Origin of the sequence: Salinispora tropica CNB-440 (assembly GCF_000016425.1) — a bacterium.
GTDB lineage: Bacteria > Actinomycetota > Actinomycetes > Mycobacteriales > Micromonosporaceae > Micromonospora > Micromonospora tropica.
In genome coordinates this window covers 5,017,163-5,043,051 of sequence record NC_009380.1, presented here as the reverse complement: position 1 = coordinate 5,043,051, position 25,889 = coordinate 5,017,163, and the positions used below count along the sequence as shown (strand labels likewise).

The window sequence follows — 25,889 nt, the reverse complement described above, 5'->3', positions numbered from 1 at the left end:
ATCCTCGCAGACGGCGGGCAGAACATCAGTCGGACGGCCGATGGGGCGCGGCTCACACGACCGTAGCCGGGTCTGGCATTAGAACAGTGTTCGGTGTAGCTTCCTGGTGATCGTTGTCATGAGCGATGCGACGGTTGACAGCGTCCGCGAGGTCGGAAGGAACGGCGATGGCGACAACGCGGCAGCAACACGCCGAAAGCGGCGAAGCACGAGCCCCCCGCGATGACTTCTTCGCACCTGTCCGCGGCAGCCTCGCGGGGATCGTGCTGCTCAGCGTGATCGGTGCGGCGACCGGAGTGGTCCCGTTCATCGCGATCGTTGAGCTTGCGCGTGCTCTCCTGCCGTCCCTGTCGACCGGCGAGGTGGACACCTCCCGGGTCTGGACCATTGTGGCCCTGGCGGTGGTGGCTCTGCTCGTCAGCTTCAGTACCGCGGTCGGGTCGGGCATGGTCAGCCACCTGGCCGACGCGGAGCTACAGCTTTCGCTGCGGCAGCGGATCATCCGTCACCTTCAGCGCCTGCCGCTGGGCTGGTTCGATACGCGTACCTCCGGAACGGTGCGCAAGATGGTCGAGAACGACGTGATCGCGCTGCATCAACTCGTTGCGCACGGGATCCAGGACGTCGTCACCGCGATCACCGTGCCCGTCATCGGCATCGTCTATCTGTTCGTCGTGCAGTGGCAGTTGGCCCTGGTCGCGCTGGTGCCGGTTCTTCTCTCGATCGTGCTGTACGCGTTGATAATGCGGGGCGGCGCGGAGAAGTTCGCACAGTACGACGCGGCGACCGAACGCCTGTCCGGTGCCACCGTGGAGTTCGTTCACGGCATCGCCGTGGTCAAGCGGTTTGGCCAGGTTGGTCGCAGTCACCGCCGCTACCACGACCAGATGCGGCAGTACGTCGACTTCATTGGGCGATGGACCCGGGATACCGCGCCGTTGCAGGGCATCGCTGAGGTCGTCACCTCCCCGGTGGTCGTGCTGGTCCTCCTGCTTGCCGCCGGTGCCCACCTGGTGTCCAGTGGTGAGGCCGAGCCCATCGATGTGCTCCCCGGGCTGTTGTTGGGGCTTGGGCTGACCGGGCCGTTGATGAAACTCGCCTCCTCGGCGCAGTTCCTGCGCAACGCGGCAAAGGCGCATGAGTCCCTCGCGAGGTTCTTCGCCCTGCCGTCGGTACCCGAGGCCGGCTCGCCCGCCACGCCGGACGGCCATGACATCGGATTCGAGCGGGTCTCGTTCAGCTACGACGGCCGACACCAGGTGCTGCACGACATCGTCGCGGCCTGCGCGCCAGGTACCGTCACGGCGCTCGTCGGGGCCTCCGGTTCGGGTAAGTCCACGATGGCCAAACTGGTGCCGCGGTTCTACGATGCGTCGGCGGGACAGGTCACGATCGGCGCGGCGGACGTCCGGCAGATCTCATCGGAGCAGCTGTACCGCGAGGTCGGGTTCGTGTTCCAGGACGTGCGGCTGTTGCGCACGAGCCTGCGCGACAATATCCGGCTCACGCGGCCCGACGCCACGGACGAGGACGTCGAGCGGGTGGCGCGCGCGGCGCAGATCCACGACCGAATCCTCCGCTTCGAGCGAGGGTATGACTCCGTCATTGGTGTCGATGCGAACCTCTCCGGTGGTGAGGCGCAACGGGTGACGATCGCTCGTGCGCTGCTCGCCGACGCCCCGATTCTGGTGCTCGACGAGGCCACCGCGTTTGCCGACCCGGACTCGGAGGCGGCGATCCAGGCTGCACTCGGCGAGCTCACCACCAACCGCACCGTCCTGGTGGTCGCCCACCGCCTGCACACCATCGTCGGCGTCGATCAGATCCTCGTCCTCGACGCGGGGCGGATCGTCGAGCGCGGTACGCACCCGCAACTCGTCGCCGCAGGCGGGCGCTACGCACGGATGTGGTCGCGCTACCAGGCGAACCAAGCGACTGCCGTTCCGGAAGGAGTCAAGGGATGATCAGGCGCTTGCTGCACTACTCGTCGCCGCGGGCACGCCGTCTGCTCGTGACCGAGTTGGCGTGCGTCGTCGCCACGGCGGTGCTCCAGGGCATCGCCTTCGTCATGCTCGTGCCACTGCTGCGGGCCCTGTTCCTCGGCGATCTGGCGACCGTCCGGTTCTGGCTGATCGCGGTCGCCCTCGTGGGCGCCGCCTACGCGGTCGTGTTCTGGTGCGCCAGCCAGGTCGGGATGAAGGCCAGCACCGCTGTGCTCGACTCGCTGCTGCGACGCCTCGGTGACCGCCTCGTGGAGCTGCCGACCGCGTGGTTCGGCGTGGACCGATCCGGGCTGGTGGCCGACATCGCTACCCGCGGGGCGATGTTCGTGGCCTCCACGCCGTACTCGATCGTGCGGCTCATCCTCACCGGGTTCATTACGCCGGCCACGGTGCTCATCGGCATGTACTTCTACGACTGGCGGCTGGCGCTGGCGATGACGGCGACGGTACCGGTTATGTGGATCACCTTCCGATGGCTTCGGCGGGGGATGGAGCGCGACGACGCGGAGCACTCGGCAGCGGTTGCCGAGGCGTCGAACCGGGTGATCGAGTTCGCAAACGTTCAGCCCGCGCTGCGGATGGCCGGTGACCGCTCCACCGCCGACCGGCTCGTCGAGGACGCGCTGCGGCGCCAGCACCAGGCCTATCGTGGTCTGCTGCTCACCGGGGGAGCGGGTCTCGCGGCCTTCGCCGGGGTGGTCCAGCTCGCTCTGACCGTGGTCATCCTGCTCGGCGCCTATCTCGCCGTCGGCGGTTCACTGGAGCCCGCCACGCTCATCGCCCTACTCGTGCTCGGCGTCCGGTTCACCGAACCGATTGCGAACTCCGGCGCGCTCGGCGGCGGCGTCGCGGTCGCGAACACCACGCTGACGCACCTCGACGAGCTCGCTTCGGTTGCCCCGCTGCCCGAGCCAGCGACCTCGGGCGTGCCCGCGGACTGGGGAATCGAGTTCCACGACGTCACGTTCGGCTACGGCGGCCACCCAGTCCTGCGGCGTCTGTCGTTTACCGCCCCGCCCGGGCGGATGACGGCGATCGTCGGACCCTCCGGGTCGGGAAAGACGACGATCATCAAGCTGATGGCGCGGTTCTACGATCCGGAGAGCGGCACGGTGTCGATCGGCGGCGTCGCACTTCCACGGCTGGGCACTGCGGTGGTCGAGGCCGCCGTCGCACCCGTTTTCCAAGATGTCTACCTGTTCGACGACACGATTCTGAACAACGTGTGGATCGGCAACCCTGACCTCAGTCGCGAGGAGGTCGTCGCCGCCGCTGCCCGCTGCCGCGTTGACGAGATCGTCGAGCGCCTGCCGGGGGGCTGGGATACCCGGGTCGGCGAAGGTGGGTCAAACCTGTCCGGCGGCGAGCGCCAGCGCGTCTCCATCGCCCGGGCACTGCTCAAGGACGCGCCGATCGTGCTGCTCGACGAAGCTACCGCCGCGCTGGACATCGGTAATGAAATCGCTGTGAGCGACACCCTCGACGCGCTGCACGGTGACCGCACCGTGATCGTGGTCGCGCATCGCCTGTCAACGATCATGCGCGCCGACCAGATCCTGATGCTCGACGGCGACGGAGGCATCCAGGAAGCCGGAACCCACGCCCAACTCCTCGCCGCCGGCGGGGCCTACGCCAGCTACTGGCAGGAACGCGCCAACGCCGCCGGCTGGCGACTGACGTCCCACGCCTGACCGGACCCTTCGACGTGGAACGAATCTCCTGTTGGCAGCCCACGGCATGGCCGGGCCGCCGGGGCACCGCGGTCGGCAGGGCACCGGGCTTGACGAAGCGCGGGTCGACGCGGCGCCGGGGCCTGAACAGGTCAGTCCAGTGCGTCGCCGACCGCTGGGGCGAGTAGCGCGAGCAGCGCCGCCGGGCCGTCCCGGTGCTCGTCCAGGTGCAGCACGAGATCCTCGATCGTCCGCTGCCGGCGCCGGTCGATGATCCGGTCGGTCAGGTCCCGATACTTGTCCACGATGGCGGCATCGTCGAGTGGACGCTCGACTGAGCCGAGCGGCGCGTCGGTGTGGTGCTCGTGGGTCCGACCATCGACATCGGTCAGGCGTACCCGGCCCTGAGACGCCGACCCGGACCCGCGGGTCACGGTCGTCCGGTCAACCAGCCGCCACACGTCGTCCCGGTCCAGCTGGTCCGGTCGGAGTTGTTCCAGCGACACCGTACCGTCGAGGAGGGCCGCCGCCGTCACGTAGCGAACGGACATCTGCGCGGCGACGCTCTCGATCGGTCGATGGATCGGGAACGCCGTGTGATCGAAGACGGACTCCGCGACTTCGACTTCGATCCGTTCGGTGGCGGTGGGATCGAACCGGTTCGCCGCCCGCAGGGCCAGCGCGGCGTCGATCGCCGGATGGGTGTACCCCATCGCCGCGTACGGTTTGATCGTCTGCTCCCGCAGGTACCAGTGCTCGCCCAGCGCGTCGTCGATCCGGGACGGGTCGGTGTCGTGTCCGGATCCGTAGACCGTGAGGTAGCCGCCGTATCCGCGTTCAAAGATCCGCTTGGTCCCGATGTAGCCGCCGGCGGCCAGCATTGCCGCGACCAGGCCGTTGCGTGCGGCGAAGCCGTGCTGCATGCGCTTGACCATCGCTTCGTTGGCCATCAACCCGCACGACTGGGTCGCGGCGATGCCCAACGCGTCCTCGAACTGGGCGGGGGTGAGGTCGAGCAGTACTCCGCCGGCGGCTGCCGCTGCGGGACCACCGAAGACCGCACCCGAGTGCCAGCCCTGTCTCACCAGCTGTGGTCCGCCCAGCGCGAGGCCCACCCGGGCACCGGTCTCGACGCCCAGTACCTCGGCCCGGAGGAACTCCGCCCCGGTGACCTCCCCGCGCCGGCCGGCCACGGCCAGCAGCACCGGCAGCAACACCGCGTTGGCGTGCCAGGGAATCTGGTACGACACGTCGTCGAGCTCGAAGCCCTGAATGAAACTGCTGTTCAGCAGCACTGCCGTCGCGGCGTCGGCGGTGCGGTCCCAGCCGGCGACGACGCCTGAGCCCGGTTCGACGGTCAGGCTCCGTACGGCGATCCGGGACCAGGGCAGTCGGGCGCCGACCAGGAGGCATCCGACGCCGTCCAGGATCAGGTGTCGGGCTCGGGTGGTGACATCGGCCGGGATGGCGTCGGTCGCGGTCTCCGTCAGCCAGGTGGCGAGCCGACCGGTCGGCCCGTCCGGATCGGTCGGTGTCGCACCAGCCATGGTCGCCTTCGCCTCTCGACCTGCCGGGTCAGCCCAGGTCCCGTAGGGCGTCGGAGATGGCCCGGTAAAAGGTTGGGTACGCGTAGATCATGTCGCGGAGTTCGGCCAGCGGCACCGCCGCGTGCACGGCGACCGCCAGCCCGGAGAGTACCTCGCCGCCGGCTGGCCCGATCGACGTTCCGCCGACCAGCACGCCCCGGTCGGCGTCGGCGACGAGTTTGATCAGACCGTCGGCGCGGTGAATCCAGCCGCGTGCCGAGGAGCCCAGCGGCACGGAGCCGACCTGGACATTGATTCCCTGCTGGCGGGCCTGCGACTCGGTGAGCCCGACACCGCCGACCTCCGGATCGGTGAAGGTGACCCGGGGTAGCGCCCGGTAGTCGGCCCGGGGGACCGTGTCGTCCAGGGCCGCCCCCGTGCCGTCCAGGGCCGCCCCCGCCTCGGATCGGCGGACACGGTCGAGCAGGTCGGCGACGACGATGCCCGCCTGGTACGTCGCGACGTGGGTGAAGGCGCCCGCGCCGGTCACGTCGCCGACCGCCCAGATTCCCTCGGTGACGCGCAGCCGGTCGTCGACCGGCAGGAAGCGCTGGTCGGCGCGGACACCGACGGTGTCTAGGCCCAGCTCGTCGAGGTGTGCCCGGCGGCCGGTCACCACCAGCAGCTGATCGGCGGTGTACCGCACGTCGTTCGCCCGCAGGGTGAATTGTTGTCCGTCGTGGTCGACTCGGTCCGCTATCACTCCAGTGTTGATGTCGACGCCGTCGGCGCGGAGCGCGGCGGCCACCACCTCGGACGACTCCGGCTCCTCGGTCGCCAGTATCCGATCCAGCGCCTCGACCACGGTGACCCGGACGCCGAATCGCGCGAAGACCTGCGTCAGCTCCAGCCCGATCGCGCCGCCGCCGAGCACCAGCAGCGATTCTGGTAGCCGTTCCACTTCGATCGCCTGGTGGTTCGTCCAGTACGGGGTCTCGGCCAGCCCATCGATCGGCGGTGCGAAGGGGCGGGTGCCGGTGCTCAGCACGATTCCGTGCCGGGCTTGGAAGACCTGGTCGTTGACGCGGACCCGACCCGGGCCGTCGAGCCGTCCGCTGCCCCGGATGAAACGTCCGCCCTGGTTGACGAATCGTTCCACCGCGACCTGGTCGTCCCAGGTGTCGGTGGCCTCCGCGCGGATCCGTTCCGCCACGGGTGCCCAGTCGGGCGACACCCGCGCCGAGCCGGCGAATTGGTGGACCCGGTGTGCCTCGGCGAGGGTGTTCGCCGCGCGGATCATCATCTTGCTGGGCACGCATCCCCAGTACGGGCACTCGCCACCGACCAGGTCTCGTTCGATGCCGACGACGCTGAGCCCGGCCTTGGCGAGCTGACCGGCCACCTCTTCGCCGCCGACTCCGAGCCCGACGACGACCAGATCCACCAGTTCCGGCTCCATCCGGTCAGCCTAGGGAAGGGCCGGGTGTGGGTGTCAACAGTGCTGGGCCGGGCACCTGGACGGGGGTGCCGGTTCGGGTGAGCAGGGCACGGGCGGTCTCCGTCATCCGGTGGTGCTGCGGCACCCGGGCCCGCCGGGCGAAGACATCGAAGTCCTGCTCGGCGACCTCGTCGAGGATTCCCCCGTAGAGCGTGTACGCGGTGCGGATGCAGGCCTGCGAGGCGGGGGCGAGCAGGGTCACCCCGGGTGCGGCGGCAGCGTAGTGCGCCTGGGCCCGGGCCACCTCGTACCGGATCAGTTCCCGAATCGGTTCGCTGGTCCGGCCGGCGGCACGGGCTGCCAGTAGGTCGTCGCGGGTGACACCGAAGCGGGTCAGGTCCTCGTCCGGCAGGTACGTTCGGCCGCGGTCGAGGTCCTCGGCGACGTCCCGGATGAAGTTCGTCAGTTGAAAGGCGAAGCCGAGCTGGCGGGCGGGCTCGCGGGCCGCGGCCGGGTTGGCGCTGCCGAGGATCGGCAGCATCATCGTGCCGATGACGGCGGCGGAGCCCTCCATGTAGTGGAGCAGGTCGGCATAGGTGGGGTAGGAGCTGATGGTCAGGTCCATCGCCATGCTCTTGAGAAACGACGCGAAGTCGTCTCGGTCCAGGTCGAAGACGGCGATGGTGTGCAGCACGGCCGGGAGCAGCGGGTCGGTGACCGGCTCACCGTGCAGGCCGGCGATGAATCGCCCAGCCCAGTCGTCCAGCTGGGCGGCCCGATGTGCCGAGGGCAGGTCCTCGGTTCGGTCAACGATCTCGTCCGCATAGCGGGTGAAACCGTACAAAGCATGTACATGTCGCCGTTTCCAGGCGGGAAGTAGTCGGGTGGCGAGATAGTAGGTACGGCCGTGGTGTCGGTGTAGCTCACGGCATCGGTCGTAGGCGGCGGTGAGATCTGTATCCACCGATCCTCCTCAATTCGACGCATGAATCGACGCAACTTGTAACTCTAGGGTATGCTCCCCACATGGCCAACGACGCAGTTGTGGGTAAAGCCCTCCGGGTCATCCCGGCCCGCCGCGGGGGCGAAGCCGACCCGGTTGGCGCTCGCCTGGCCGCATACACCGAGGAGGTCGTCGCTGCGGTTGACGACACGCTCGTCGACTTCCTCGCCACCGAGATCGACGCGCTGGCCGCGATCGACTCAAGCGCCGGCGGGTTCGCCACCACTGCCCGCGACAGCGTGTTGGCCGGGGGGAAGCGACTCCGCCCGACCTTCGCCTACTGGGGGTGGCGGGGCGTGGTCGGTGGCGCGGAGCCACTGCCCCCCGTGCTGCCAGCGCTCGCCGCGCTGGAACTGCTGCACGCCTTCGCGCTCACCCACGACGACGTGATGGATTCCTCCGCCACCCGGCGCGGCCGGCCCACCGCGCACGTCGCGGTCGCCGCCCAACACGCCGCGGCCGGCCGCCGCGGCGACTCCGGGAAGTTCGGCGAGAATGTCGCCGTCCTCGTCGGCGACCTCTGTTTGGTCTGGGCCGACCGGCTCCTCGCGCAGGCTGTCCTACCGCCGGCCCGGCTGCTGGAGGTCCGGCACTGCTACGACCAGATGCGGGTAGAGACGGTCGCCGGGCAGTACCTCGACGTCCTCGGCGAGAGCGACCCGACGAACTGGTCGGTGGAGCGGGCCCTACAGGTCGCTCGCTACAAGACCGCCAGCTACACGGTGCGGTGGCCGCTGCTCTTCGGCGCCCGCCTGGCCGGCGTCGTCGCCGACTCTCCGCTGATCGCCGCGTACGACCGCTACGGCCAGGCCATCGGCGAGGCGTTCCAACTCTGCGACGACCTGCTCGGCGTCTACGGCGACCCGGCCACCACCGGCAAACCGGCCGGTGACGATCTGCGTACCGGCAAGCCGACCGTGCTGCTCATGCTGGCCCGCACCCTGGCCGACCCCACCCAGCGTCAAGCCCTCGACCAGGTCGGCGCGGGCGCGGAGGACTGGGAGGTCAAGCGACTGGCGGAGGTGGTCGCGGAGACCGGTGCGGTCGAGCAGGTCGAGCAGATGATCTCTGATCGGGTCGACGAGGCGCTCACCGCCCTCGATGTTCCGTCGATCGATGACACCGCGCGGACCGCGCTCGCCGGTCTCGCCGCCGTCGCTACCCATCGGCGAGCATGATGGGCGCGTTTTCTCGAGGAGGTAGCCAGGTGCGCACTGTGCGCGGACGTACGGATCGGGTCGTGGTCGTCGGTGCCGGGCTCGGCGGGCTGGCCTGCGCGCTGCACCTGGCGGGCAGCGGTCGCCAGGTGACAGTGCTGGAACGTGAGCCGGTGCCGGGTGGTCGGGCCGGCCGACTCAGCGTCGACGGGTACGAGTTCGACACCGGTCCCACGGTGCTGACCATGCCGGAGCTGATCGCCGAGGCGCTCCACGCCGTTGGCGAGGAACTCGACGACTGGCTCGAACTGACCCCCCTCGACCCCGCCTACCGGGCGTACTATCCGGATGGCTCCACTCTGGACGTGATCACCGACACGACCCGGATGGCCGCCGAGATCGCGAAGGTCTGTGGCCCCCGAGAGGCCGACGGCTACCTCCGTTTCGTCGACTACGCCCGGGAGCTGTGGCGGCTCGAGCGGGCCGACTTCATCGAACGCAACCTGGACGCACCCACTGACCTGCTCACCGGGAACCTGCTGAAACTCCTCGCCGGTGGTGCCTTCCGGCGGCTCCAAACGAAGATCAACCAGTTCTTCCGGGACCCGCGTACCCAGCGCGTCTTTTCCTTCCAGGCGATGTATGCCGGGCTCGCACCGCACGACGCGCTCGCCATCTACGCGGTTATCGCGTACCTCGACTCCGTCGCGGGGGTGCACTTCCCGCGCGGCGGCATCCACGCCGTCTCGCGGGCCATGGCCGGCGCCGCCGAGAAGCACGGGGTGCAGTTCCGGTACGACACCACCGTTACCCAGGTGGAGACCGCCGCCGACCGGGCAACCGGTGTCCGGACCGCCAGCGGGGAGTTCGTCCCCGCCGACGTGGTGGTGCTCAACCCGGATCTGCCGGTGGCCCACCGAGAACTGCTCCAGACCCGGCACCGTCGGTTGACCTACTCCCCCTCCTGCGTGGTCCTCCACATCGGGTCAGCGCAGGGCTATGAGAAGATCGCTCACCACAACATCCATTTTGGGCGCGCGTGGCGGGGCACGTTCGACGAGGTCATCCGCCGGGGCGAACTGATGAGCGACCCGTCGCTGCTGGTGACCAACCCGAGCCGGACCGACCCGTCGGTAGCTCCCGCCGACCGGCACGCGTACTACGTGCTGGCGCCGGTGCCGAACCTGGACCGCGCGCCGTTCGACTGGCGGGGCGGCCTGGCCGCCCGCTACGCCGACCGGCTGGTGCGAACGCTGGAGGAGCGCGGCTACGTGGGCTTCGGAGACGGCATCGAGGTGCTGCGGACGATCACGCCTGCCGAGTGGGCGGAGCAGGGCATGGCCGCGGGTACGCCGTTCGCCTCCGCACACAGCCTCCTCCAGACCGGGCCGTTCCGCCCGCCCACCCTGCACCGCGGACTCGCGAACGTGGTCTTCGTCGGCTCGGGCACCCAGCCCGGAGTCGGGGTGCCGATGGTGCTGATCTCCGGCAAGCTCGCCGCCGCTCGGGTGACGGGAGCCCCTTCGTGACCGGCCGGGAAGCCCACCTGGTCGAGCTGGTGGACGAGGCCGGGACGGCGACCGGGTACACCACCGTGCGCGCCGCGCACCAGCCGCCGGGGCGGTTGCACCGCGCCTTCTCGGTGCTGCTCGTCGACCCCGATGGCCGGGTCCTGCTCCAGCGCCGGGCCGAGGTGAAGACCCGCTTTCCGCTGCGCTGGGCCAACACCTGCTGCGGCCACCCATTGCCCGGCGAGCCGCTCACGATCGCCGCCAACCGCCGGCTCGGAGAGGAGTTGGGGGCCGCCCCGGTCGAGCTGACCGAGGTCGGCGTCTACGTCTACCGCGCCGAGGACCCGGCCACCGGCAGGGTCGAGTTCGAGTACGACCACGTCCTCCGCGGCGACCTGCCGGCCCACGCGCCGCTGCGCCCGGATCCGGACGAGGTCGCCGAGCTGCGCTGGGTGCCCCCCTCCGAACTGACGGCGGAGCTCGACGCCGACCCGCACGCGTACGCCCCGTGGTTGGGCGGGGTGGTCGACCGGCTGTATCACCCGGGTGAGCCCGCCCTGCTCCAGTCGACGCTGGCGGCCGAGAATGCTCCGGAGCGGTCAGGTGGCGGATGAGGCGCTGAGCGCGGGTGCCGTCGCCCGCCGGCTGGGGGTCGCGGTGACGACCCTGCGCACCTGGCATCAGCGTTACGGGCTGGGGCCCAGCCAGCACGTCCCCGGGCACCACCGCCGCTACACTCCGGCCGACCTCGCCCGCCTGGAGACCATGCGGCGGCTCACCGCCAACGGGGTCGCCCCGGCCGAAGCCGCCCGCTGGGCCGCCCAGGCGCCCGACGCCGTGTCACCCGGTCCCAGCCCCCGGCCCGGGAAGCGGGGTGCCCGCGACGGTGGCGGCGCGACAATCCCGGTGGGCCGGGCCGGCCCGGCCGCCCGGGGCCTGGCCCGGGCCGCCATGCGGCTGGACTCGAACGCGATCAACGAGGTGATCGACCGCGCCATCCGTACCGACGGCGTGGTCGTCACCTGGGACACGCTGCTGCGACCAGTGCTCGCCGGGCTTGGTGAACGGCACGCCGTCACGGCGACGCTGATCGAGGTCGAGCACCTGGTGTCCCGGTGTGTGTCGGAGGCGTTCGCCGCGGTGGTCCGCGCCCGAGCGCCCGATGGGCCACCCCGCATCCTGCTCTCCTGTGCCGACGAGGAGCAGCACAGCCTGCCGCTGGAGGCGCTCGGTGCGGCGCTGGCCGAAGCAGGGATCGCCTACCGGCTGCTCGGTGCCCGAGTGCCGGTACGTGCGCTGCTGGAGGCGGTCAACCGCACCGGGCCGGCTGCGGTCGTGCTGTGGTCACAAACGCGGAGAACCGCCGATCCCACACAGCTCACCGCCCTGCTCGCGGGTCCGCATCGGCCGCTGCTGGTATTCGCGGCCGGACCAGGCTGGCGGGCGGACAGCCTCCCCGCCGGGGTGGTGCGCCCGGTCAACCTCGCCGAGGCGCTCTCGCTCGCGGCAGCCGTACGCGACTCGCTGGACCAGTCGGCTGCGGGGTAGGGGCTGCCAGCGGGCCAACCCGGCCGGAGCCGGGTTACACCTGCGGTTTCCGTTCCTGCGGGGAACACCGGGACCGGTTTGGTTGAGCGGCGGGCCATCACGTATGCTTTCCAAGCCTCCGGCGGGGCCGGATGGGAGCAAGACCGTCAGAACTGCGAGTGTGCAATGATGGCGGGGCCGCCCTCATCGTCTAGCGGCCCAGGACGCCGCCCTTTCAAGGCGGTAGCACGGGTTCGAATCCCGTTGGGGGCACGGTCCGACCTCGGTCGGAGGAGCAAGGTCCTGTGGAGCAGTTGGAGTGCTCGCCGCCCTGTCAAGGCGGAGGTCGCGGGTTCAAGTCCCGTCAGGACCGCAAACGTCGAAGGCCGCGCCAGCACGCGCGGCCTTCGACATATCGGGGTATGTGACCCGGTGCGTCGGCGACCCCGGCGGGCGGGTATCATGGCCCGAGCACGGCCAGGTAGCTCAGTTGGTACGAGCGTCCGACTGAAAATCGGAAGGTCGGCGGTTCGACCCCGCCCCTGGCCACATAGCCTTTCGCCGGGCTATTCAGGTCCCCACCAGCGGAAACGTAGGTGGGGATCTTGCTGTCTGCCCTCCCGCCAGGATGATGACCAGATGGGCGATTCAGAATCCGAGACCGAGAACCAGCCGACCTGCAACGCCGCCTCTCGGTCCTCGCCGACGTGCATCGCCTGGACCGCTACCCACTGAACTGGCCCGTCGACCCGCACCAGTGGCTGTCACCAGATAACGCCCTACATGTGTGGATTGCCGGGGCAGGACCCAACTAATTCAGGCCGAATGCTGCACTAACCACGATGGCGATGGCGAGCCAGAGGACGAACGCGACGGCACTGACACCAACCATGATCAGTGCCTTGACGGCGGTTGGGGTCTGGATGCGGGTGACAGCACCCACGTTCACCACGAAGCCCAGCGCTCCGATCAGTCCACCGAGGGCGCCACCGACGGCGACCATCACAAGGATGGGCAGCAGGGTCAAGACTCGCAGGGCAACCGGTATCGAGGGCCCGGTCCGATGCTGTACACCGTTGACCTCCACCGTCGGGTAAGGGTCGGCGAACGCACTGCGTACAGTGGCTTCAACCGCACCACCGCCTGCGGCCGGCAACGCGTACTGGTGTCCGCCGGTCTGGGGGGCTGGAACTCCGCTAACGGTGACGACAGGGCGGGCCCGGAATGCGTTGGTCGTCACGACAATCGGGCCGGCTACGCCGTCGACGCTGATAGGTTCTGTGTTCATCAAGATGATCTTAAAACTATCTGCGTGCCCGCACCGCACCGGCCCGATATCTGGGAACCCGACACCAACCATTCTGTCGTATTTCGCTTGGTGCGTTACGCCCCGCCGGCGTACGAGTGGAATCCCTCGGCGGGACCGCAGTGAGCCTGGGTCGAACTCCGGCAGTCGGAGTTCCACGTCGGAATGAGGCAGAGGCCGAAGAGTGCGTCACTTCTGGTATGCGCTGACTGCTGTCGATGCGTCGGTGCTGATGGCGCGTAGCCAGGCACCGGCGCCAGTCCAGCGGCAGCCAAGAGGTACGCCACAGCCTCGTACGTCAGCGGCTAGGTCGTCCGCCCGTCAGGACGACTTCGCCATGCCCTACAGGTGGCCGGCCACCGCGCCGGAGAACCGTACGACGCCAACATGCGGCTTGTGAGCGCCGTCACGACCCGACGGTTCGCCCCGGGCGCTCCGCATGGCTCCTACGTAGGCGTGTGGCTCAGCCGCTACCACTACTACTCGAGCGGCCGGGGCGAGTCCTGCACAGGGCGCACGACATGGTGCTGTTGCCGTACAGCGACCGGCTGACTGCGCGCAGCCTCCCAAACTCCGCCGCATCGTCGTTATCGCTGGACCTCACCCTGAACGGCAGCGTCATCGTCGCCACATGACCGGCAAGTGGGTCGGCTTTGGTAGGGATATGGGCATCAACGCAGGTCCGTGGGGGCTGGTATTCCAGGACAGCTCGACCAGCATGGGCACCCTGAACCGGTACAAAACCCCGCCCCAGGACCTTCCCGAATGGCTCGCCGTCGGCCGCCCCTGGGTGGCCTCACGTATCACTATGAGGATCGTCGATGTGTTGTGCCCGTTTCATCGGGCCGGAGAGGCGTTTGCGGTAGATTTCATCCTGTGACAGCACCTGTGACAGCACCTGAAATCACCGTTGCCACGCCGGCAGATCGTGGGCGGGTCGTCAGCTCACTGGTCGAGGCATTCACGAAGGACCCCATCCTGCGGTATTTCTTCCCCAGCGAGGCGACCTATCCTCAGTACGCCGCCGCCTTCTTCGGGCACTTTTTCGACAAGCAGGTGCACCAGAAGACGATCTGGACGATCGAGCGCGGAGCGTCGGTGGCGATCTGGGAGCCACCTCGTGCGGGGAACGACGAATCGGGCGGTGATCTCGCCGACTGTCTCCCCGCCGAGGTGATGACCCGGGTCCGTGCCTTCCGCGGTGCGCTGCACGCGGCGATGCCGACAGCGCCTTCCTGGTACCTCGGCGTTCTGGGCACCAATCCCGACTACGCCGGACGCCGATGGGGCCACGCGGTCATGCGGGCTGGGCTGCGGGGTGCCGCCGCAGCTGGTCTGCCGGCGATCCTGGAAACCAGCAACCCCGAGAACGTCGAGGTGTACCGGCGTGCCGGCTGGGAGGTGACGGACACCTTCGTGGAGCCCCTGCCAACCTGGGTCATGCGGTACTCGACTCACTGAGTCGCCGACCCTAACTCACCCCAGCAGGACCGCCGGCGCGGTCACCTGAGCCAGGGCGCCGGCGGTCGCTGCCTGGTTGTGCGCTGGGGTCAGCAGCAGTTCGTCCGGTTGCTGCTGTCCACCGGCTCCTTCGCTGCGGTCGGGGTGCAACACGCGCTCTCGGTCGCCTTCTGGAGTTGGTCGGAGTCGGCCTTGACGGTGTAGACCTCCCACGGCTCGTTGCCGGGGCCGTGTACCCAGACCTTGTCCTGGAGCGCGTAGCAGCACTCGGTGTTCTTCTCCTCCGAAGTGGTCAGACCGGACTTGACGAGTCGCGTGGTCGCGGCGTCTACCTCACTGGTACTGGGAACCTCGACACCCAGGTGGTCCAGCGCGGTGGGCTGGTCCGGCTCGCCTTCCAGGAGTACGAGCTTCAGCGGTGGGTTCGCCACGGCGAAGTTGGCGTAGCCGGGGCGGCGCTTGGCCGGCTCGGTGTCGAACAGCTTCGAGTAGAAGGCGATCGAGCCTTCGAGGTCGGAGACGCGGAGCGCGAGCTGTACTCGGGACATGGGTTCTCTCCTGGCGGGTTCGGGCGGTCCTCTGGTTGTCGGCGTGGCGGGTACGACGCCGGCCTCGCTGTCTAGATGCTTTTCGAAGCAGTCTCTAGTCTGCGCCCTGATTTGAAGACTGTCAACCTAGAGGTCTATCTAAACAGCCTCAGTCCTGCTCTGCCCCGTGCCCAGTCTCTGCTGATCGTGCGGTGACCGGCTGCGGAACCTTGACCTCGAGCCGCGGCGCTTCCTCCCGGGGGCGAAGGATGTGGGCCGTGAGGGCGGCGACCAGGCAGAGGAACGCAGGCAGGATGAACGTGTAGTTCAGGGGCATGAGCTGGGTGAGGGGCCCGATGATGGCGGGCCCGCTGAGCATGCCCAGGTAGCCGAGGCCCGCGACGCGGGAGACGTTGGTGCCGGCGGCGTCGGGGTCGGTGTGGCCGGCCGCGCTGAAGAGCTGCGGGACGGCGCCGGACAGACCGACTCCGAGTAGCGCCCATCCGACGAGAGCGAGTGAGATGGATGGTGCGAGCGCGATGGTGGTGAGGGCGAGCGCGGCCAGCGCGCAGCCGTAGCGGACGATTGCTACCGGGCCGAAGCGTGCGGCGATGCCGTCGGTGAGGAACCGTCCAACCGTCATCGCGGTGGCGAAGGCGCCGTAGGCGAGCGCGGCGGTGGCGGCGGGCGCGTCGAGCGCATCGCGCATGGCCAGTGCACTCCAGTCGTTGGCGACGCCCTCGGTGAGCATCAGGATCAGCGCGAGTCCGGCGAGTGCCCAGATGCGCGGGGAGATGCTGGCCCGGCGGCTCTTGGTGGCACTGGCGGGGGTTGGCGTACGGGTGGTCGCCAACCGCGGCAGTAGCGCGGGTGCGACGACCGCGGTGACCGTCAGGCCGAGGAGGCTGACCATGGTCAGCGTGGTTGTCGGGCTCCAGCCCCAGCTGAGGGTCCGGGCGCCGACCAGTGCGGCGAGGACGCCGCCGACGGAGAACATAGCGTGAAAAGCGGACATAACCGGGCGTTTGTATCCGGCTTCGACCTGAACCGCGTGGGTGTTCATGCTGACGTCCAGGCTGCCGTTGCCGATGCCGAAGACCAGTAGTGCCAGGCCCAGCGTCCCGGCGCTTTCGGCGAACGCGGGTAGGACGAGCGTCGTGCTGCACAGCACCGCACTCAGCGGGACAACCCGACGAGCGCCGAAGCGATCGGTGAGCGGCCCCACGACGTGCATCCCGGCGAAGGCGCCAGCACCGAGGAGCAGCAGGAGCCAGCCGAGCGTGGCGTGGCTGATGTCGGCTCGGTGTTCGACGGCGGGGATGTGGACGATCCAGGCCCCCAGGACGAAGCCGTTGAGGGTGAAGTAGGTGAAGGTGGCCAGCCGCGCCGCCCGCAGAGGTTCAAACATGGCAGCGAACATAGCAAACATTATTTGTGTTCGAATCTCGAAATTCGAACGTACGTAGTGTTCAATAGGCGGATGATGAGCGTAGACCGACACCGACAGATCACTGATGCCGTACGCCGGGCCGGTCAGCTCAGCGTGGCGGAACTGGCGGAACGAACGGGCACGTCGGAGATGACCGTCCGCCGAGACCTGGAGCTCCTGGCCGAGCAGGGCCTCCTTGAGCGCTACCGGGGTGGGGCCAGAAGCGTGCTGCTGCGCGGCGAGGAACCCCCGTTCGCGCTTCGTGCGAACGACGGCGTGGAGGTCAAACAACGAATCGCCGCGGCGGTAGCCGAGATGGTCACGGACGGTGAGGCGGTTGTCATCGACGCCGGCACCACCTGCCTTGCGGTGGCCCGCGCACTGGCCCGCCGCCGTCTGACCGTCATGCCGCTGTCGCTGCACGCGACCGATGCCCTCGTCGGCGCACCCCAACTGAGGCTGCTCATGCCCGGTGGAGAGCCCCGTCCCGGCGAGTTGGCGCTCACCGGCCCCCTGACGGAGGCGTCACTCGCCACGTTGCGCTTCGACACCGCGATCATCGGCTGTTGCGGCCTGACCGCCGCGAACGGACTGACCGCGTACGACCTGGGTGACGCCGCGATCAAACGCGCCGCGATAGCCTCGGCCCACCGGGTCATCGCGGTGACCGAGGCGGCCAAACTCTCCCGTACCGCCCTCGCCCTGGTCGCGCCCGCCTCCGCGCTGGACGCCGTGGTGACCACGGACGATGCCCCCGACGAGGAGGTGGACGCGCTGACGTCCCTCGGCGTCGCCGTGCGGCGGGTGTGACCAGGTGGAAGGGTATGCGTGGTCCCGCCCCTCGCCGCTGGGCGAGGGGCGGGACCGTGATCTCAGGGATCGGGTTGACCTGGTGCTGGAGGTCAGCCCGCGCAGCCGGAAACGTTGACGCAGTTGTCCGGCCGATTGTTGATCACTATGGTGCCGGTGGCGGTGTTCAGGTTCACCGTGCCGCCGTCGTTGAAGCTGCCCCCACCGTCGATGTCGGCGGTGTTCTTAACGATCTTCGTGGCGTTGAGGGTGACGGTGCCAGTCGCGGTGTTGTAGATGCCGCCGCCCTGCTCGGCCTGGTTGCCGCTGATCCTCGTACGCCGTACCACCAGGTCGCCGGCGTTGTAGATGCCGCCGCCGTCCTTGGCAGCGGTGTTCCCGGTGATGACGCTGTCCTCCACGACGACTGGCGTGGCAGGGTCGACCGCGAGGCCGCCGACGCGGCTGAGTGTCCCCGAGTTCTGGGCCAGTACGACGGAACGCAGAGTGAGCTGTCCGTCAAGGACGCGGACGCCACCGGTTTGCTCGGCGTTGTTGTGCGTGATGTGGGTGTCGGCAACCGTGCTGCTGGTGTTCACCAGGGTCAGGCCACCATAGAACGTTGCTTGGTTGGCGCTGACGGTGCTGTGTGTGAGCTGGACGGTGCCGGTGGTGCTGGCGATGCCGCCGCCCTGCGCGGCGGTGTTGCTGCGGATCTGGGACTCGTCAATGGTGAGCAAGCCCGAGTTCAAGATCCCGCCACCGTCGGAGCCGGCGGCGGTGTTGTGGCTGATGGTGGAGTGTGTGATCCGGGTGGTGCCGTTGTTGGCGATTCCACCGCCGTCGCTGTCGGCGATGTTGCGGGTGATGGTGCTGTGGTTGGTGGTCAACGCTCCGCCGGGGTTGACGAGGATGCCGCCGCCGTCGTCGGTGGTGTGGCCGCCGGTGACCTTGAGGTGGTTGAGGGTGAGGTCGCCGCCGACGTTGACGGTGAGGATGCGGAACTGGTCGGCGGCGGCGGCGCGTTCGAGGGTGGTGTTTTTGTTGCCGTTGAGGGTGATGGGGGTGGTGATGACGGGGAGGCCGTTGCCGTCGAGGTCGGCGGTGAGGAGGTAGGTGCAGTCTTTGGCGAGGTTGAGGGTGGCGCCGCCGCGGGCGTTGGCGAGGGTGATCGCGGCGATGAGCGCGTCGGCATCGCAGGGCACGGGCGTCCCCTGCGGCTTCTTCTCCTCCTTCTCCCGCTTCCCCTTGTCGTCGCGTTTGCCCGGGTCGCCTTTCTTGCCGCGGTCGTCGCGGTAGGGCTGGTGGGGCTGCTCCGCGCGATCATCGATAGTGAGTGCGCGTCCGATGGAGTCGGCGGCCGGGGTGGCGGCGACGATGCCGACGGTGGTGAGGGTCAGGCCGACCACGCCAGCCAGCCCGACGGCCCACCACCGCCGCCGGGACCAGGCCCGGTATCCGCCAGGGCGGTGGTCCGGTTCAGGTTCGTGGCTGTGGTTCTGATGGTTCATCGCGGTGTCGGTGTCCTTCCCCGTGCGCGGCGAGGAGCCACCAACCCGGGGCAGGTCGGGCGATGCTCCTCGGCTACCGGTCCGGCGGTAGCAACCACTCCGCACGGTAAACCGACAGAAGCCCATGTTTCACATCAAATACGACATAAAGCATCAGATCGGGCATGCTGTGGCTCTGGTCGACTCCCTACCAGCGGCACGTCCGTGGTGGCGGCCATCCCCCGAGCGTTGGCAGCATGCGCGACGGCGGTCTTCGCTGGTCATGGGGAGGTGGACGCTCGATAATCCGGGTGACAGCGGCGGTGTGGCTGTCTACCCTGACGAAAGTTCCGTCACCCTGCTCAGGGCCCGTTGCCTAGGAGAGAGATTTTATGTTCCAGCCCGCGCCGAGTGCGCCTCGCTGCACCGTCCAGTCGTCCGTTTCCTGAAGCCGCTTCTTCCGAGCGGCACCTGACCGGACGTCGCCTTCCGGTGCCTGACTCAGCCACCCATGCCCAGCCCGCGTATGCCACGACGGGTGGGGGCGAGGCTTGCTCGGCCTGCTCTTGCTGTCCTTACCGACATCTCAGCAAGGAGCACCCCGGGTGTCCAACACCAAGAAGACTCTCTCGCGCACATCGCAGAACATCCTGAAGATCGGTACGTTCTCCTGCATTCGGTGCGGCCTGACCGTGCCCGCTGCCGCCGGGGACGGCACGCGGCGAAATCACTGCCCGTCCTGTCTGCACTCCCAGCACGTTCACGACCACGTCGAGGGTGGTCCCAGTGACTGTCAGGGTCGGATGTCGCCGATCGCGATCGCCGTGCTCCGCACCGGCGACTGGATGGTCATCCACCGCTGCATACGCTGCGATGAGCTGACCTCCAACCCCGTCTGCGCCGACGACAACCAGCTCATCCTGATGCGCGTGGCCGTGCGCCCACTGGCGCAGCCTCCGTTCCCACTCGAAACCTTCGGTGATCTCTGAATCGATTGGAGGTATCGAGGATGCCAAGGCGTAGTAGACGCTCGCACGAGCGGGCGCGAGCCACCCGGCGACCACAGCGGCACAAGGATGTCCTGCACGGCCGGGGCGGTGGGCATCGGGCGAACGACTTCCGATGCGTGGGCTGCCGGCTGGATGTGTCGGCGGAGGCACCCGGCACCACGCACCGCAATCACTGCCCGAACTGCCTGGCCAGTCTGCACGTGGACCGGCGAGTCCCCGGCGACCGAGCCGCGAGCTGCGGCGGCCGGATGGAAGCGTTGAGCATGTCGGCGCGGCCCGATGGTGAATGGATGATCATTCACCAGTGCCTCTCCTGCGACGAGCTCAGCGCCAACCGGATCGCCGGCGACGACAACGCACTGACCCTCGTACGGTTGGCGGTCAAGCCGTTGCGGGATCCCGGTCTCGCCCGGCGCGTGCTACTCGTACCGTGATCGACCGATCGTCACCCGGCGGTTGAGGACGGTCGGCAGCGGGGGCTCGGCGAGCTGATCCTGACCAGTTCGGCTCGCCGAGCAGCCTCGTGCCACTTCGGACCGTCGGCGAGAGCGCCGCTACTCTGGCGTGATGTCTCAAGACCCGACGATGAGGGCTGAGCTGGCCCCGATCCCCCGCTCCGGCGCGCGACTCGGGCAGGAGTACGACCAGCTTCGGAATGCCGGAGACGTGCACCAGGTGCTGCTGCCGGACTCTTCCCTGGCCTGGCTGGTCACCAACCCGAAACTGGTTTCCCGGGCGCTGACCGACCCCCGCCTGGCCCTCAACCGGAGGCACAGCCGGGGCAGCTGGTCCGGTTTCGCGCTACCGCCGGCCCTCGATGCGAACCTGCTCAACCTGGACGCACCCGACCACACCCGGCTGCGCCGCCTGGTCGGCCCGGCGTTCAGCCCGCAGCGAGTCTCCGCGTTGCGTCCGCGGATCCGGCGAACGGCCGAGCATCTCCTGGACACCCTGGTCGCCACGAGCGGTCCTGTCGACCTGGTCACCGGCTACTGCACGCCGCTGTCCGTCCAGGTCATCGCCGACCTGATGGGCGTACCGGAAGCTGGTCGCGCAGATCTGCGGACCTGGACCGACACGATGCTCACCAGCTACCCGCCGGACCGAGACGCGATCCGGCAGGCGGTCGTCGAACTACACGGCTACGTCGTCGACCTCATCGACACGAAGCGTCAGCAACCCGGCGACGACCTGTTGAGCGCCCTGGTCACGATCGAGCAGGACGGGGACCGGCTCACCCGGGACGAGCTCACCTCACTGGCCTTCCTGATCCTGTTCGCCGGGTACGAGAACACCGCCAACCTGATCGCCTCGACCGTGCTACGCCTACTCGACCACGGCGGACTCCGTGGGGTGCAGCTTCCCGAGGCGATCGAGGAGACGCTGCGCCTCGAACCTCCCGCACCCGCCGCCGTTCGTCGCTTTCCCACCGAGGAGATGACCATCGGGGGCGCCACGATCCCGGCCGGCGACATCGTGCTGCTCAGCATCGCCGCCGCCACCCGGGGAACAGCCGGCAACGCCGCACGGCTCGCCTTCGGCAACGGCCCCCACTTCTGCCTCGGCGCGGCCCTGGCCCGTGTCGAGGCCGAGGAGGCGCTCACTGTCCTGGCCCGGCGGCTGCCCGACCTGGCGCTCGCCCTACCCGTGGCACAGGTCCGTTGGCGGCCGACGTTTCGTACGCACGGCCCCGCCGAACTCCTGGTCACCTGGTAATCGGGAGCGGGTTGCAGGTAGGGCGCTACCTTGCAGGTAATGGACAGGGTGAAGCCGGCGACGCACGATGCTGGGATGACCGTTTCGAGACCCGCTGTTGGGGTGTTGCTGCGGGACTGGCGTCGTCGGCGCCGACTCAGCCAGCTTGAGCTCTCCATCCGGGCCGACATCTCCACCCGGCACCTCAGCTTCCTGGAGACCGGCCGCTCGTCGCCGAGCCGAGAGATGGTGTTGCAACTGGCGGATCGGCTGGACCTGGCGTTGCGGGAGCGGAATCGGCTGCTGTTGGCCGCCGGGTTTGCGCCGGTCTATTCAGAAAACGCGCTGGACGCCCCGCCCATGACCGTCATCCGCTCCGCCATCCGGCAGGTGCTGGACGGGCACGAACCGTACCCTGCCGTGGTCGTTGACCGGAGCTGGAACCTGGTAGCGGCCAACGAGAGCCTGTCGGTGCTCACCGACCTGGTGGCACCCCGGCTGCTCGTACCGCCGGCGAATGTCCTCCGGGCGAGCCTGCATCCGAACGGGCTGGCCCCGCACATCGTGAACCTTGGCGAGTGGCGGTCGCACCTGTTGCATCGGCTGAGCCGGCAGGTGGAATTCAGTGGTGACCCGGATCTGGCTGACCTTGAGGAGGAGCTGCGTGGCTACCCCGGCGGCGAAACCCACGCCAGCGGCCCGACAGCCAACGATATCGTGGTGCCGGTGCGGCTGCGTCGAGGCGGCCGGGTACTCAACCTCTTTACCACGTTGGCAACCTTCGGTACGCCGTTGGACGTCACCCTCTCCGAGTTGTCGATCGAGTCGTTCTACCCCGCCGACGAGGAGACCGCGCGAGAACTGAGAACTCGGCGTTCGGATCCCAGCTGAACCGTTGTTTCCGGCTGATAGCTGGCCCTGTCATGCGCCCTTCGCGCTGGCGTGGCCTCTGCTCGGCGGGGTGAGGGCAACGACGCTGTTCTCAGTGAGGCAGCTCCGGCCGCTGAACAGGGCTCCCTACCTCGTAGGTAATCGACAGGGTGCTCGTTGACTGTCACCGTCGAGTTATGGCGAGCGTACTGCCGGCGACAGTAGCGGTTCGCTCTCCCTCGGTGGCTCCGCCACGCCACGTAATGTCGACAGGAGTGAATCGATGCCTGAACTTACCGCCGCGCAGGCCGCCGATCTGTTCCGTGCCCGACCAGATCGCTTTGTTGACGTGGGTCATGGCCAGGTCGCGGTTCGCAGTATCGGGGAGGGGCCAGACGTGCTCTTTGTGCACGGATGGCCAGTCAGTGGGGCAACATTCCGCAGCCTTTTGCCGTTCTTCGTTCCGCACCTTCGTTGTCACGTTATTGATCTCGTTGGGGCAGGTGACAGCCGCTTTGACCGCACCGCCCGCATCAATATCGCCGCCCAGTCGGCTGCGGTACGACGCGTCGTGGACACCCTAGCCCTGGACGAGGTGGCGGTTGTCGGCCATGACAGTGGCGGGCTCATCGCGCGACATGCGCTGGCGGGTGATCCTCGCGTCCGATCCTGGGGTCTGATCGACACCGAGCAGCCGCAGGGGGCCCACTGGCGCCTTTCGCTGCTGTTCGCCACCCGCCACCTACCCGGATTCGAGCGTCTGCTGACGGTGGCGTCGAACATCAGACCGCTGCGGCGAAACCGGTTCGTCCTCGGCGATGCCTTCCACGACCGAGACCTTCTGGACGGAGACTTCGCGGAGTTCTTCCTGCGGCCCCTCAAGGAAAGCGCTGACCGGCGTTGGGCCTTCGGTCAGTTCCCCCGGAACTTCGACTTCTCGGCTTTCGACGCTCTCGCTGGGCTGCATTCCCGCATCACCGTTCCGGTCCAACTGGTCTGGGGTGCCGACGACCCCTACTTCCCGGTGGCCTGGACCCGCGCGATGATGTCCGGTTTCCCGGGTGACGTTCGCCTGCGCGAAGTCCGGCGCGGCAAACTCTTCGTCCACGAGGAGTTCGCCGAAGAGGTCGCCGCCGCTCTCACCCCCACGCTGACCGCGCCTCGCCAAGGCTCAGGGAAGATCCAGCCCTGACCGAGCACGCGTGGATAGCCACACCGACAGCGTGGCCCGTTGCCGGCGGTGGGTGAGGCTGGGGAGAGCCTTCCGCCGCCGGCCACGGGCCGACCGGAGTCAGGACGAGGTCAACTCGTCGGGAAGTTGTCGGGGGTGCTGATCCGGCTGCGGAGGAGATTGCCGGAGACGGTGAGGTTCGATGTCCCGGAGAAGGTGCCGCTGTTGCAGGTCCCAGACTGGAATGCTCCACTGCCCTCGTTGGCATCGGAGTAGGTCCAGTTCGCGTAGCCGATCTTCAGCTGGTCGAGCAGGTCGATCCAGGCGTTGGTGCTGCCCACGTCGACGCCACCATCACCGGTGTAGTCGACGGTGCCGAACTCGGTGACGAACAGTGGCAACGTCGCCGCCGCACGCTGCACCTCGGCTCGGTAGAAGTCCTTGTGGGACGCGGCGTAGAAGTGGAACGCGTACATGATGTTGCTGGCGTTGACCGGATTGTTGATGACCTCGTCGGCGTTGGCTCCCTCGGAGACGCCGAGAGAGGACCAGCCGCGGGTGCCGACGATGACCACGGCGTCCGGATCGTTGGCCCGGATCACCGGGATGACCTGCTCGGCGTAGCTCTTGATGGTGCCCCAGCCGACCCCGTTGGGCTCGTTGGCGATCTCGTAGATGACGTGTTTCTTGTCGGCGTTGCGTGAAGCGACGGCGGCGAAGAAGGTCTTCGCCCGTTCGAGGTTGTACATCGGGTCGCCCGGCGTCAGCGTGTGAAAGTCGATCATGGCGTAGAGGCCGCGCTCCTCAGCCTCGTCAACGAGTTCGTTGACCCGGTTGGTGAACCACGGTGGGTTGGTCTCGTAGCCCCCCTCCTGCACGTACATGGCGATGCGGAACAGGTCAGCTTTCCACTCGTCGGCCAGTACGTTGAGTGCGGCGTCGTTGTAGCAGTTGTTGAACCACTGCAGGCCGTGGGTGCTCATGCCGCGCAGCTGGATCGGCTGGTTGTGCTGGTTGCACAGGTTCACACCGCAGACGTACAGCTGTCCGTTGGCCGCCAGCGGGGTCTGGTCGCCACCCGGTGGCGTGGTGCCGCCGTCGACCGTCCAGACCTGGTTGGGCTGGGTGCCGCCGCCGCCGAAGCATTCCCAGATCTGGATCCGGGTGCCGTTGCTGGTTCCCAGCTCCACCGCGTCAAGGCACTTGCCCGACTGCGGGTTGGTGATGGTGCCGTCGCCGTTGACCTGCCAGTTCTGGGCTCCGGTGCCGTTGCAGGTGTAGAGCTGCACCCGGGCACCGTTGGCGGTGGACCCGCCGGAGACGTCGAGGCACTTACCGGTCTGTGGGTTGACGAAGGTGTTGCCGGTGCGGTTCCAGAGCTGGTTCCAGTTCGCCGTGCAGTCCCAGAGCTGGATCGGGGTACCGTCGGCGGTGCCGAGGTCCAGGATGTCCAGGCACCGTCCGCTGTCCTGGCCGACGATCGTGCCGCCGTCGCCCGGCGGTGGTGGTGGGTTCGTTCCGACGTTCACATCAGCGGAGAAGTTGTCGACGGCCAGCCCGACGCCCCCGTTCCACGGTTCGAAGCCGGCCTGGAGGCTGGTCAGGTACCAGTCGTTGGTGACCTGGGTGCGCGCGACGACGTCGTCGATGAAGTCCTTGACATTGAACGACCAGCTGTTGATGGTCGCCGGTGCGAGGTAGGAGACCACGTCGTTGCCGCCGTTGTTGCCCTGCCAGACCTCCCAGTTACGACCCCCCACCGAGGTGTTGCCGACCGGGCCGCCGATCGGCTGGATCGAGCCCTGTCGGTGGAACCAGATCATGATTTCCATCTGGCTCACTCCGTCGGTCTTCGGAGTCGGGTCCATCCAGATGTCGTACGTGGCGTTGTAGGTGCCGCCCGCGTACCCGTAGCTGATTGTGGACGGAACGCTGCTGACCTGCCTGAGTTGTGCCGGCAGGTTGGTCCCGGGTGAGCAGTTCTGGTAGTGACATCCGAGCACCACCGACGGGTAGGAGAGCGGCGGCCCGGAGGTGGAGGTGGATCCCTGCTGCGAGGTGATGCGGAAGCCACTGTTGGTGGTTTCGATGCACTGCTCGGCGGCGCTGCCCCAGCGGTTGTTCTGGACGATGTACTTGTCCTGGATGGTGGTGGTGCCGTACTGCTCGCAGATCGTCGCGGCTTGTGCCGGCGCTGCGGCGACGAGCGCGGCGGTGGCAGTGACCGCGAGTACGGTCAGCGCCTGGAACAGGCGTCTCATGCCTTACCTCCTTGTCTCGGGCGCCCTGGCAGAGGTGCCTCCCGG

Annotated in this window: 21 protein-coding genes, 3 tRNA genes and 2 pseudogenes; 18 read left to right on the top strand and 8 right to left on the bottom strand. The window is 68.3% G+C overall.

Features of this window, described 5'->3' with window-relative positions:
- The first annotated feature begins 167 nt into the window (after positions 1-167).
- Positions 168-1,964, top strand: a complete 1,797-nt coding sequence (locus tag STROP_RS22445) for an ABC transporter ATP-binding protein (protein WP_012015637.1) — start codon at positions 168-170, stop codon at positions 1,962-1,964.
- On the top strand, positions 1,961-3,694 hold the full coding sequence (locus tag STROP_RS22440) for an ABC transporter ATP-binding protein (RefSeq protein ID WP_012015636.1): 1,734 nt from the start codon (positions 1,961-1,963) through the stop codon (positions 3,692-3,694). The genes STROP_RS22445 and STROP_RS22440 overlap by 4 nt, the downstream gene beginning before the upstream one ends.
- A gap of 131 nt (positions 3,695-3,825) precedes the next feature.
- On the opposite strand, the gene STROP_RS22435 is transcribed toward STROP_RS22440, so the two are convergent.
- Genes STROP_RS22435 through STROP_RS22425 form a run of 3 tightly spaced genes read right to left on the bottom strand, consistent with a single transcriptional unit; the run spans position 3,826 to position 7,601 of the window.
- Positions 3,826-5,220: an MmgE/PrpD family protein gene (locus STROP_RS22435; protein WP_012015635.1), complete on the bottom strand. Its 1,395-nt coding sequence runs from the start codon at positions 5,218-5,220 to the stop codon at positions 3,826-3,828.
- 28 nt (positions 5,221-5,248) lie between these two features.
- Entirely contained in the window at positions 5,249-6,658 is a 1,410-nt protein-coding gene (locus STROP_RS22430) for a dihydrolipoyl dehydrogenase family protein (RefSeq protein WP_012015634.1), read from the bottom strand.
- A gap of 4 nt (positions 6,659-6,662) precedes the next feature.
- Positions 6,663-7,601: a phytoene/squalene synthase family protein gene (locus STROP_RS22425; RefSeq protein ID WP_012015633.1), complete on the bottom strand. Its 939-nt coding sequence runs from the start codon at positions 7,599-7,601 to the stop codon at positions 6,663-6,665.
- 62 nt (positions 7,602-7,663) lie between these two features.
- Between STROP_RS22425 and STROP_RS22420 the strand changes: the two genes are divergently transcribed.
- The 8 genes and pseudogenes from STROP_RS22420 to STROP_RS25935 form a co-directional block, all read left to right on the top strand.
- Complete coding sequence (locus STROP_RS22420) at positions 7,664-8,818, top strand: polyprenyl synthetase family protein (RefSeq protein WP_012015632.1); 1,155 nt, start codon at positions 7,664-7,666, stop codon at positions 8,816-8,818.
- Positions 8,819-8,847: 29 nt separating this feature from the next.
- Entirely contained in the window at positions 8,848-10,326 is a 1,479-nt protein-coding gene (crtI, locus tag STROP_RS22415; protein ID WP_012015631.1) for a phytoene desaturase family protein, read from the top strand.
- Positions 10,323-10,922, top strand: a complete 600-nt coding sequence (gene idi / locus STROP_RS22410; RefSeq protein ID WP_012015630.1) for an isopentenyl-diphosphate Delta-isomerase — start codon at positions 10,323-10,325, stop codon at positions 10,920-10,922. Before crtI ends, idi begins: the two co-directional genes overlap by 4 nt.
- Positions 10,912-11,856 (top strand): MerR family transcriptional regulator, encoded by a 945-nt coding sequence (locus tag STROP_RS22405; protein WP_012015629.1) that lies wholly within the window; start codon positions 10,912-10,914, stop codon positions 11,854-11,856. Before idi ends, STROP_RS22405 begins: the two co-directional genes overlap by 11 nt.
- Positions 11,857-12,035: 179 nt before the next feature.
- A tRNA-Glu gene (locus STROP_RS22400) sits at positions 12,036-12,108 on the top strand.
- Positions 12,109-12,134: 26 nt separating this feature from the next.
- Positions 12,135-12,208 (top strand) — tRNA-Asp (locus STROP_RS22395).
- Positions 12,209-12,310: 102 nt separating this feature from the next.
- Positions 12,311-12,384: transfer RNA gene (locus STROP_RS22390), tRNA-Phe, on the top strand.
- 104 nt (positions 12,385-12,488) lie between these two features.
- Positions 12,489-12,647: pseudogene (locus STROP_RS25935) on the top strand (GNAT family N-acetyltransferase); the annotation flags it as partial.
- Here the strand turns inward: STROP_RS25935 and STROP_RS22385 are convergent.
- Positions 12,647-13,123: a hypothetical protein gene (locus STROP_RS22385; RefSeq protein WP_026274738.1), complete on the bottom strand. Its 477-nt coding sequence runs from the start codon at positions 13,121-13,123 to the stop codon at positions 12,647-12,649. The pseudogene STROP_RS25935 and the gene STROP_RS22385 sit on opposite strands and share 1 nt — an antisense overlap.
- 250 nt (positions 13,124-13,373) lie before the next feature.
- Here STROP_RS22385 and STROP_RS24385 point away from each other — a divergent pair.
- Together STROP_RS24385 and STROP_RS22375 are read left to right on the top strand one after the other, a co-directional pair.
- A pseudogene (locus tag STROP_RS24385) lies at positions 13,374-13,907 on the top strand (XRE family transcriptional regulator); the annotation flags it as partial.
- 122 nt (positions 13,908-14,029) lie between these two features.
- Positions 14,030-14,602, top strand: coding sequence for an acetyltransferase (locus tag STROP_RS22375; RefSeq protein WP_026274739.1), 573 nt, complete (start codon positions 14,030-14,032; stop codon positions 14,600-14,602).
- An 89-nt stretch (positions 14,603-14,691) separates the two neighbouring features.
- Here STROP_RS22375 and STROP_RS22370 read toward each other — a convergent pair whose 3' ends face one another.
- Together STROP_RS22370 and STROP_RS22365 are read right to left on the bottom strand one after the other, a co-directional pair.
- A complete protein-coding gene (locus tag STROP_RS22370; protein WP_012015625.1) occupies positions 14,692-15,150 on the bottom strand; it encodes an ArsI/CadI family heavy metal resistance metalloenzyme in 459 nt (152 codons plus the stop codon).
- Positions 15,151-15,298: 148 nt separating this feature from the next.
- Positions 15,299-16,549 (bottom strand): MFS transporter, encoded by a 1,251-nt coding sequence (locus STROP_RS22365; protein WP_018829666.1) that lies wholly within the window; start codon positions 16,547-16,549, stop codon positions 15,299-15,301.
- Positions 16,550-16,609: 60 nt separating this feature from the next.
- On the opposite strand from STROP_RS22365, the gene STROP_RS22360 reads away from it, so the two are divergent.
- Positions 16,610-17,368, top strand: a complete 759-nt coding sequence (locus tag STROP_RS22360) for a DeoR/GlpR family DNA-binding transcription regulator (protein WP_018829667.1) — start codon at positions 16,610-16,612, stop codon at positions 17,366-17,368.
- 92 nt (positions 17,369-17,460) lie between these two features.
- Here STROP_RS22360 and STROP_RS22355 read toward each other — a convergent pair whose 3' ends face one another.
- A complete protein-coding gene (locus tag STROP_RS22355) occupies positions 17,461-18,858 on the bottom strand; it encodes an autotransporter outer membrane beta-barrel domain-containing protein (protein WP_012015622.1) in 1,398 nt (465 codons plus the stop codon).
- Between the two features lie 584 nt (positions 18,859-19,442).
- Here STROP_RS22355 and STROP_RS22350 point away from each other — a divergent pair.
- The 5 genes from STROP_RS22350 to STROP_RS22330 all read left to right on the top strand — a co-directional run bounded on the left by STROP_RS22350 (position 19,443) and on the right by STROP_RS22330 (position 23,604).
- Positions 19,443-19,826 carry an RNHCP domain-containing protein gene (locus STROP_RS22350; protein WP_012015621.1) on the top strand — a complete coding sequence of 128 codons (384 nt, stop codon included), beginning with the start codon at positions 19,443-19,445 and terminating at the stop codon, positions 19,824-19,826.
- Between the two features lie 20 nt (positions 19,827-19,846).
- On the top strand, positions 19,847-20,281 hold the full coding sequence (locus STROP_RS22345; RefSeq protein WP_012015620.1) for an RNHCP domain-containing protein: 435 nt from the start codon (positions 19,847-19,849) through the stop codon (positions 20,279-20,281).
- Positions 20,282-20,414: 133 nt separating this feature from the next.
- The gene (locus tag STROP_RS22340; RefSeq protein WP_012015619.1) at positions 20,415-21,563 is read left to right on the top strand and encodes a cytochrome P450 family protein; all 1,149 of its coding nucleotides are present in this window, start codon (positions 20,415-20,417) and stop codon (positions 21,561-21,563) included.
- Positions 21,564-21,602: 39 nt separating this feature from the next.
- Positions 21,603-22,433: a helix-turn-helix transcriptional regulator gene (locus STROP_RS22335; RefSeq protein ID WP_028569426.1), complete on the top strand. Its 831-nt coding sequence runs from the start codon at positions 21,603-21,605 to the stop codon at positions 22,431-22,433.
- A gap of 262 nt (positions 22,434-22,695) precedes the next feature.
- Positions 22,696-23,604 (top strand): alpha/beta fold hydrolase, encoded by a 909-nt coding sequence (locus tag STROP_RS22330; RefSeq protein ID WP_012015617.1) that lies wholly within the window; start codon positions 22,696-22,698, stop codon positions 23,602-23,604.
- A 110-nt stretch (positions 23,605-23,714) separates the two neighbouring features.
- Here the strand turns inward: STROP_RS22330 and STROP_RS26410 are convergent, their stop codons facing one another.
- A complete protein-coding gene (locus STROP_RS26410; RefSeq protein ID WP_012015616.1) occupies positions 23,715-25,844 on the bottom strand; it encodes a cellulase family glycosylhydrolase in 2,130 nt (709 codons plus the stop codon).
- Positions 25,845-25,889 lie beyond the last annotated feature (45 nt).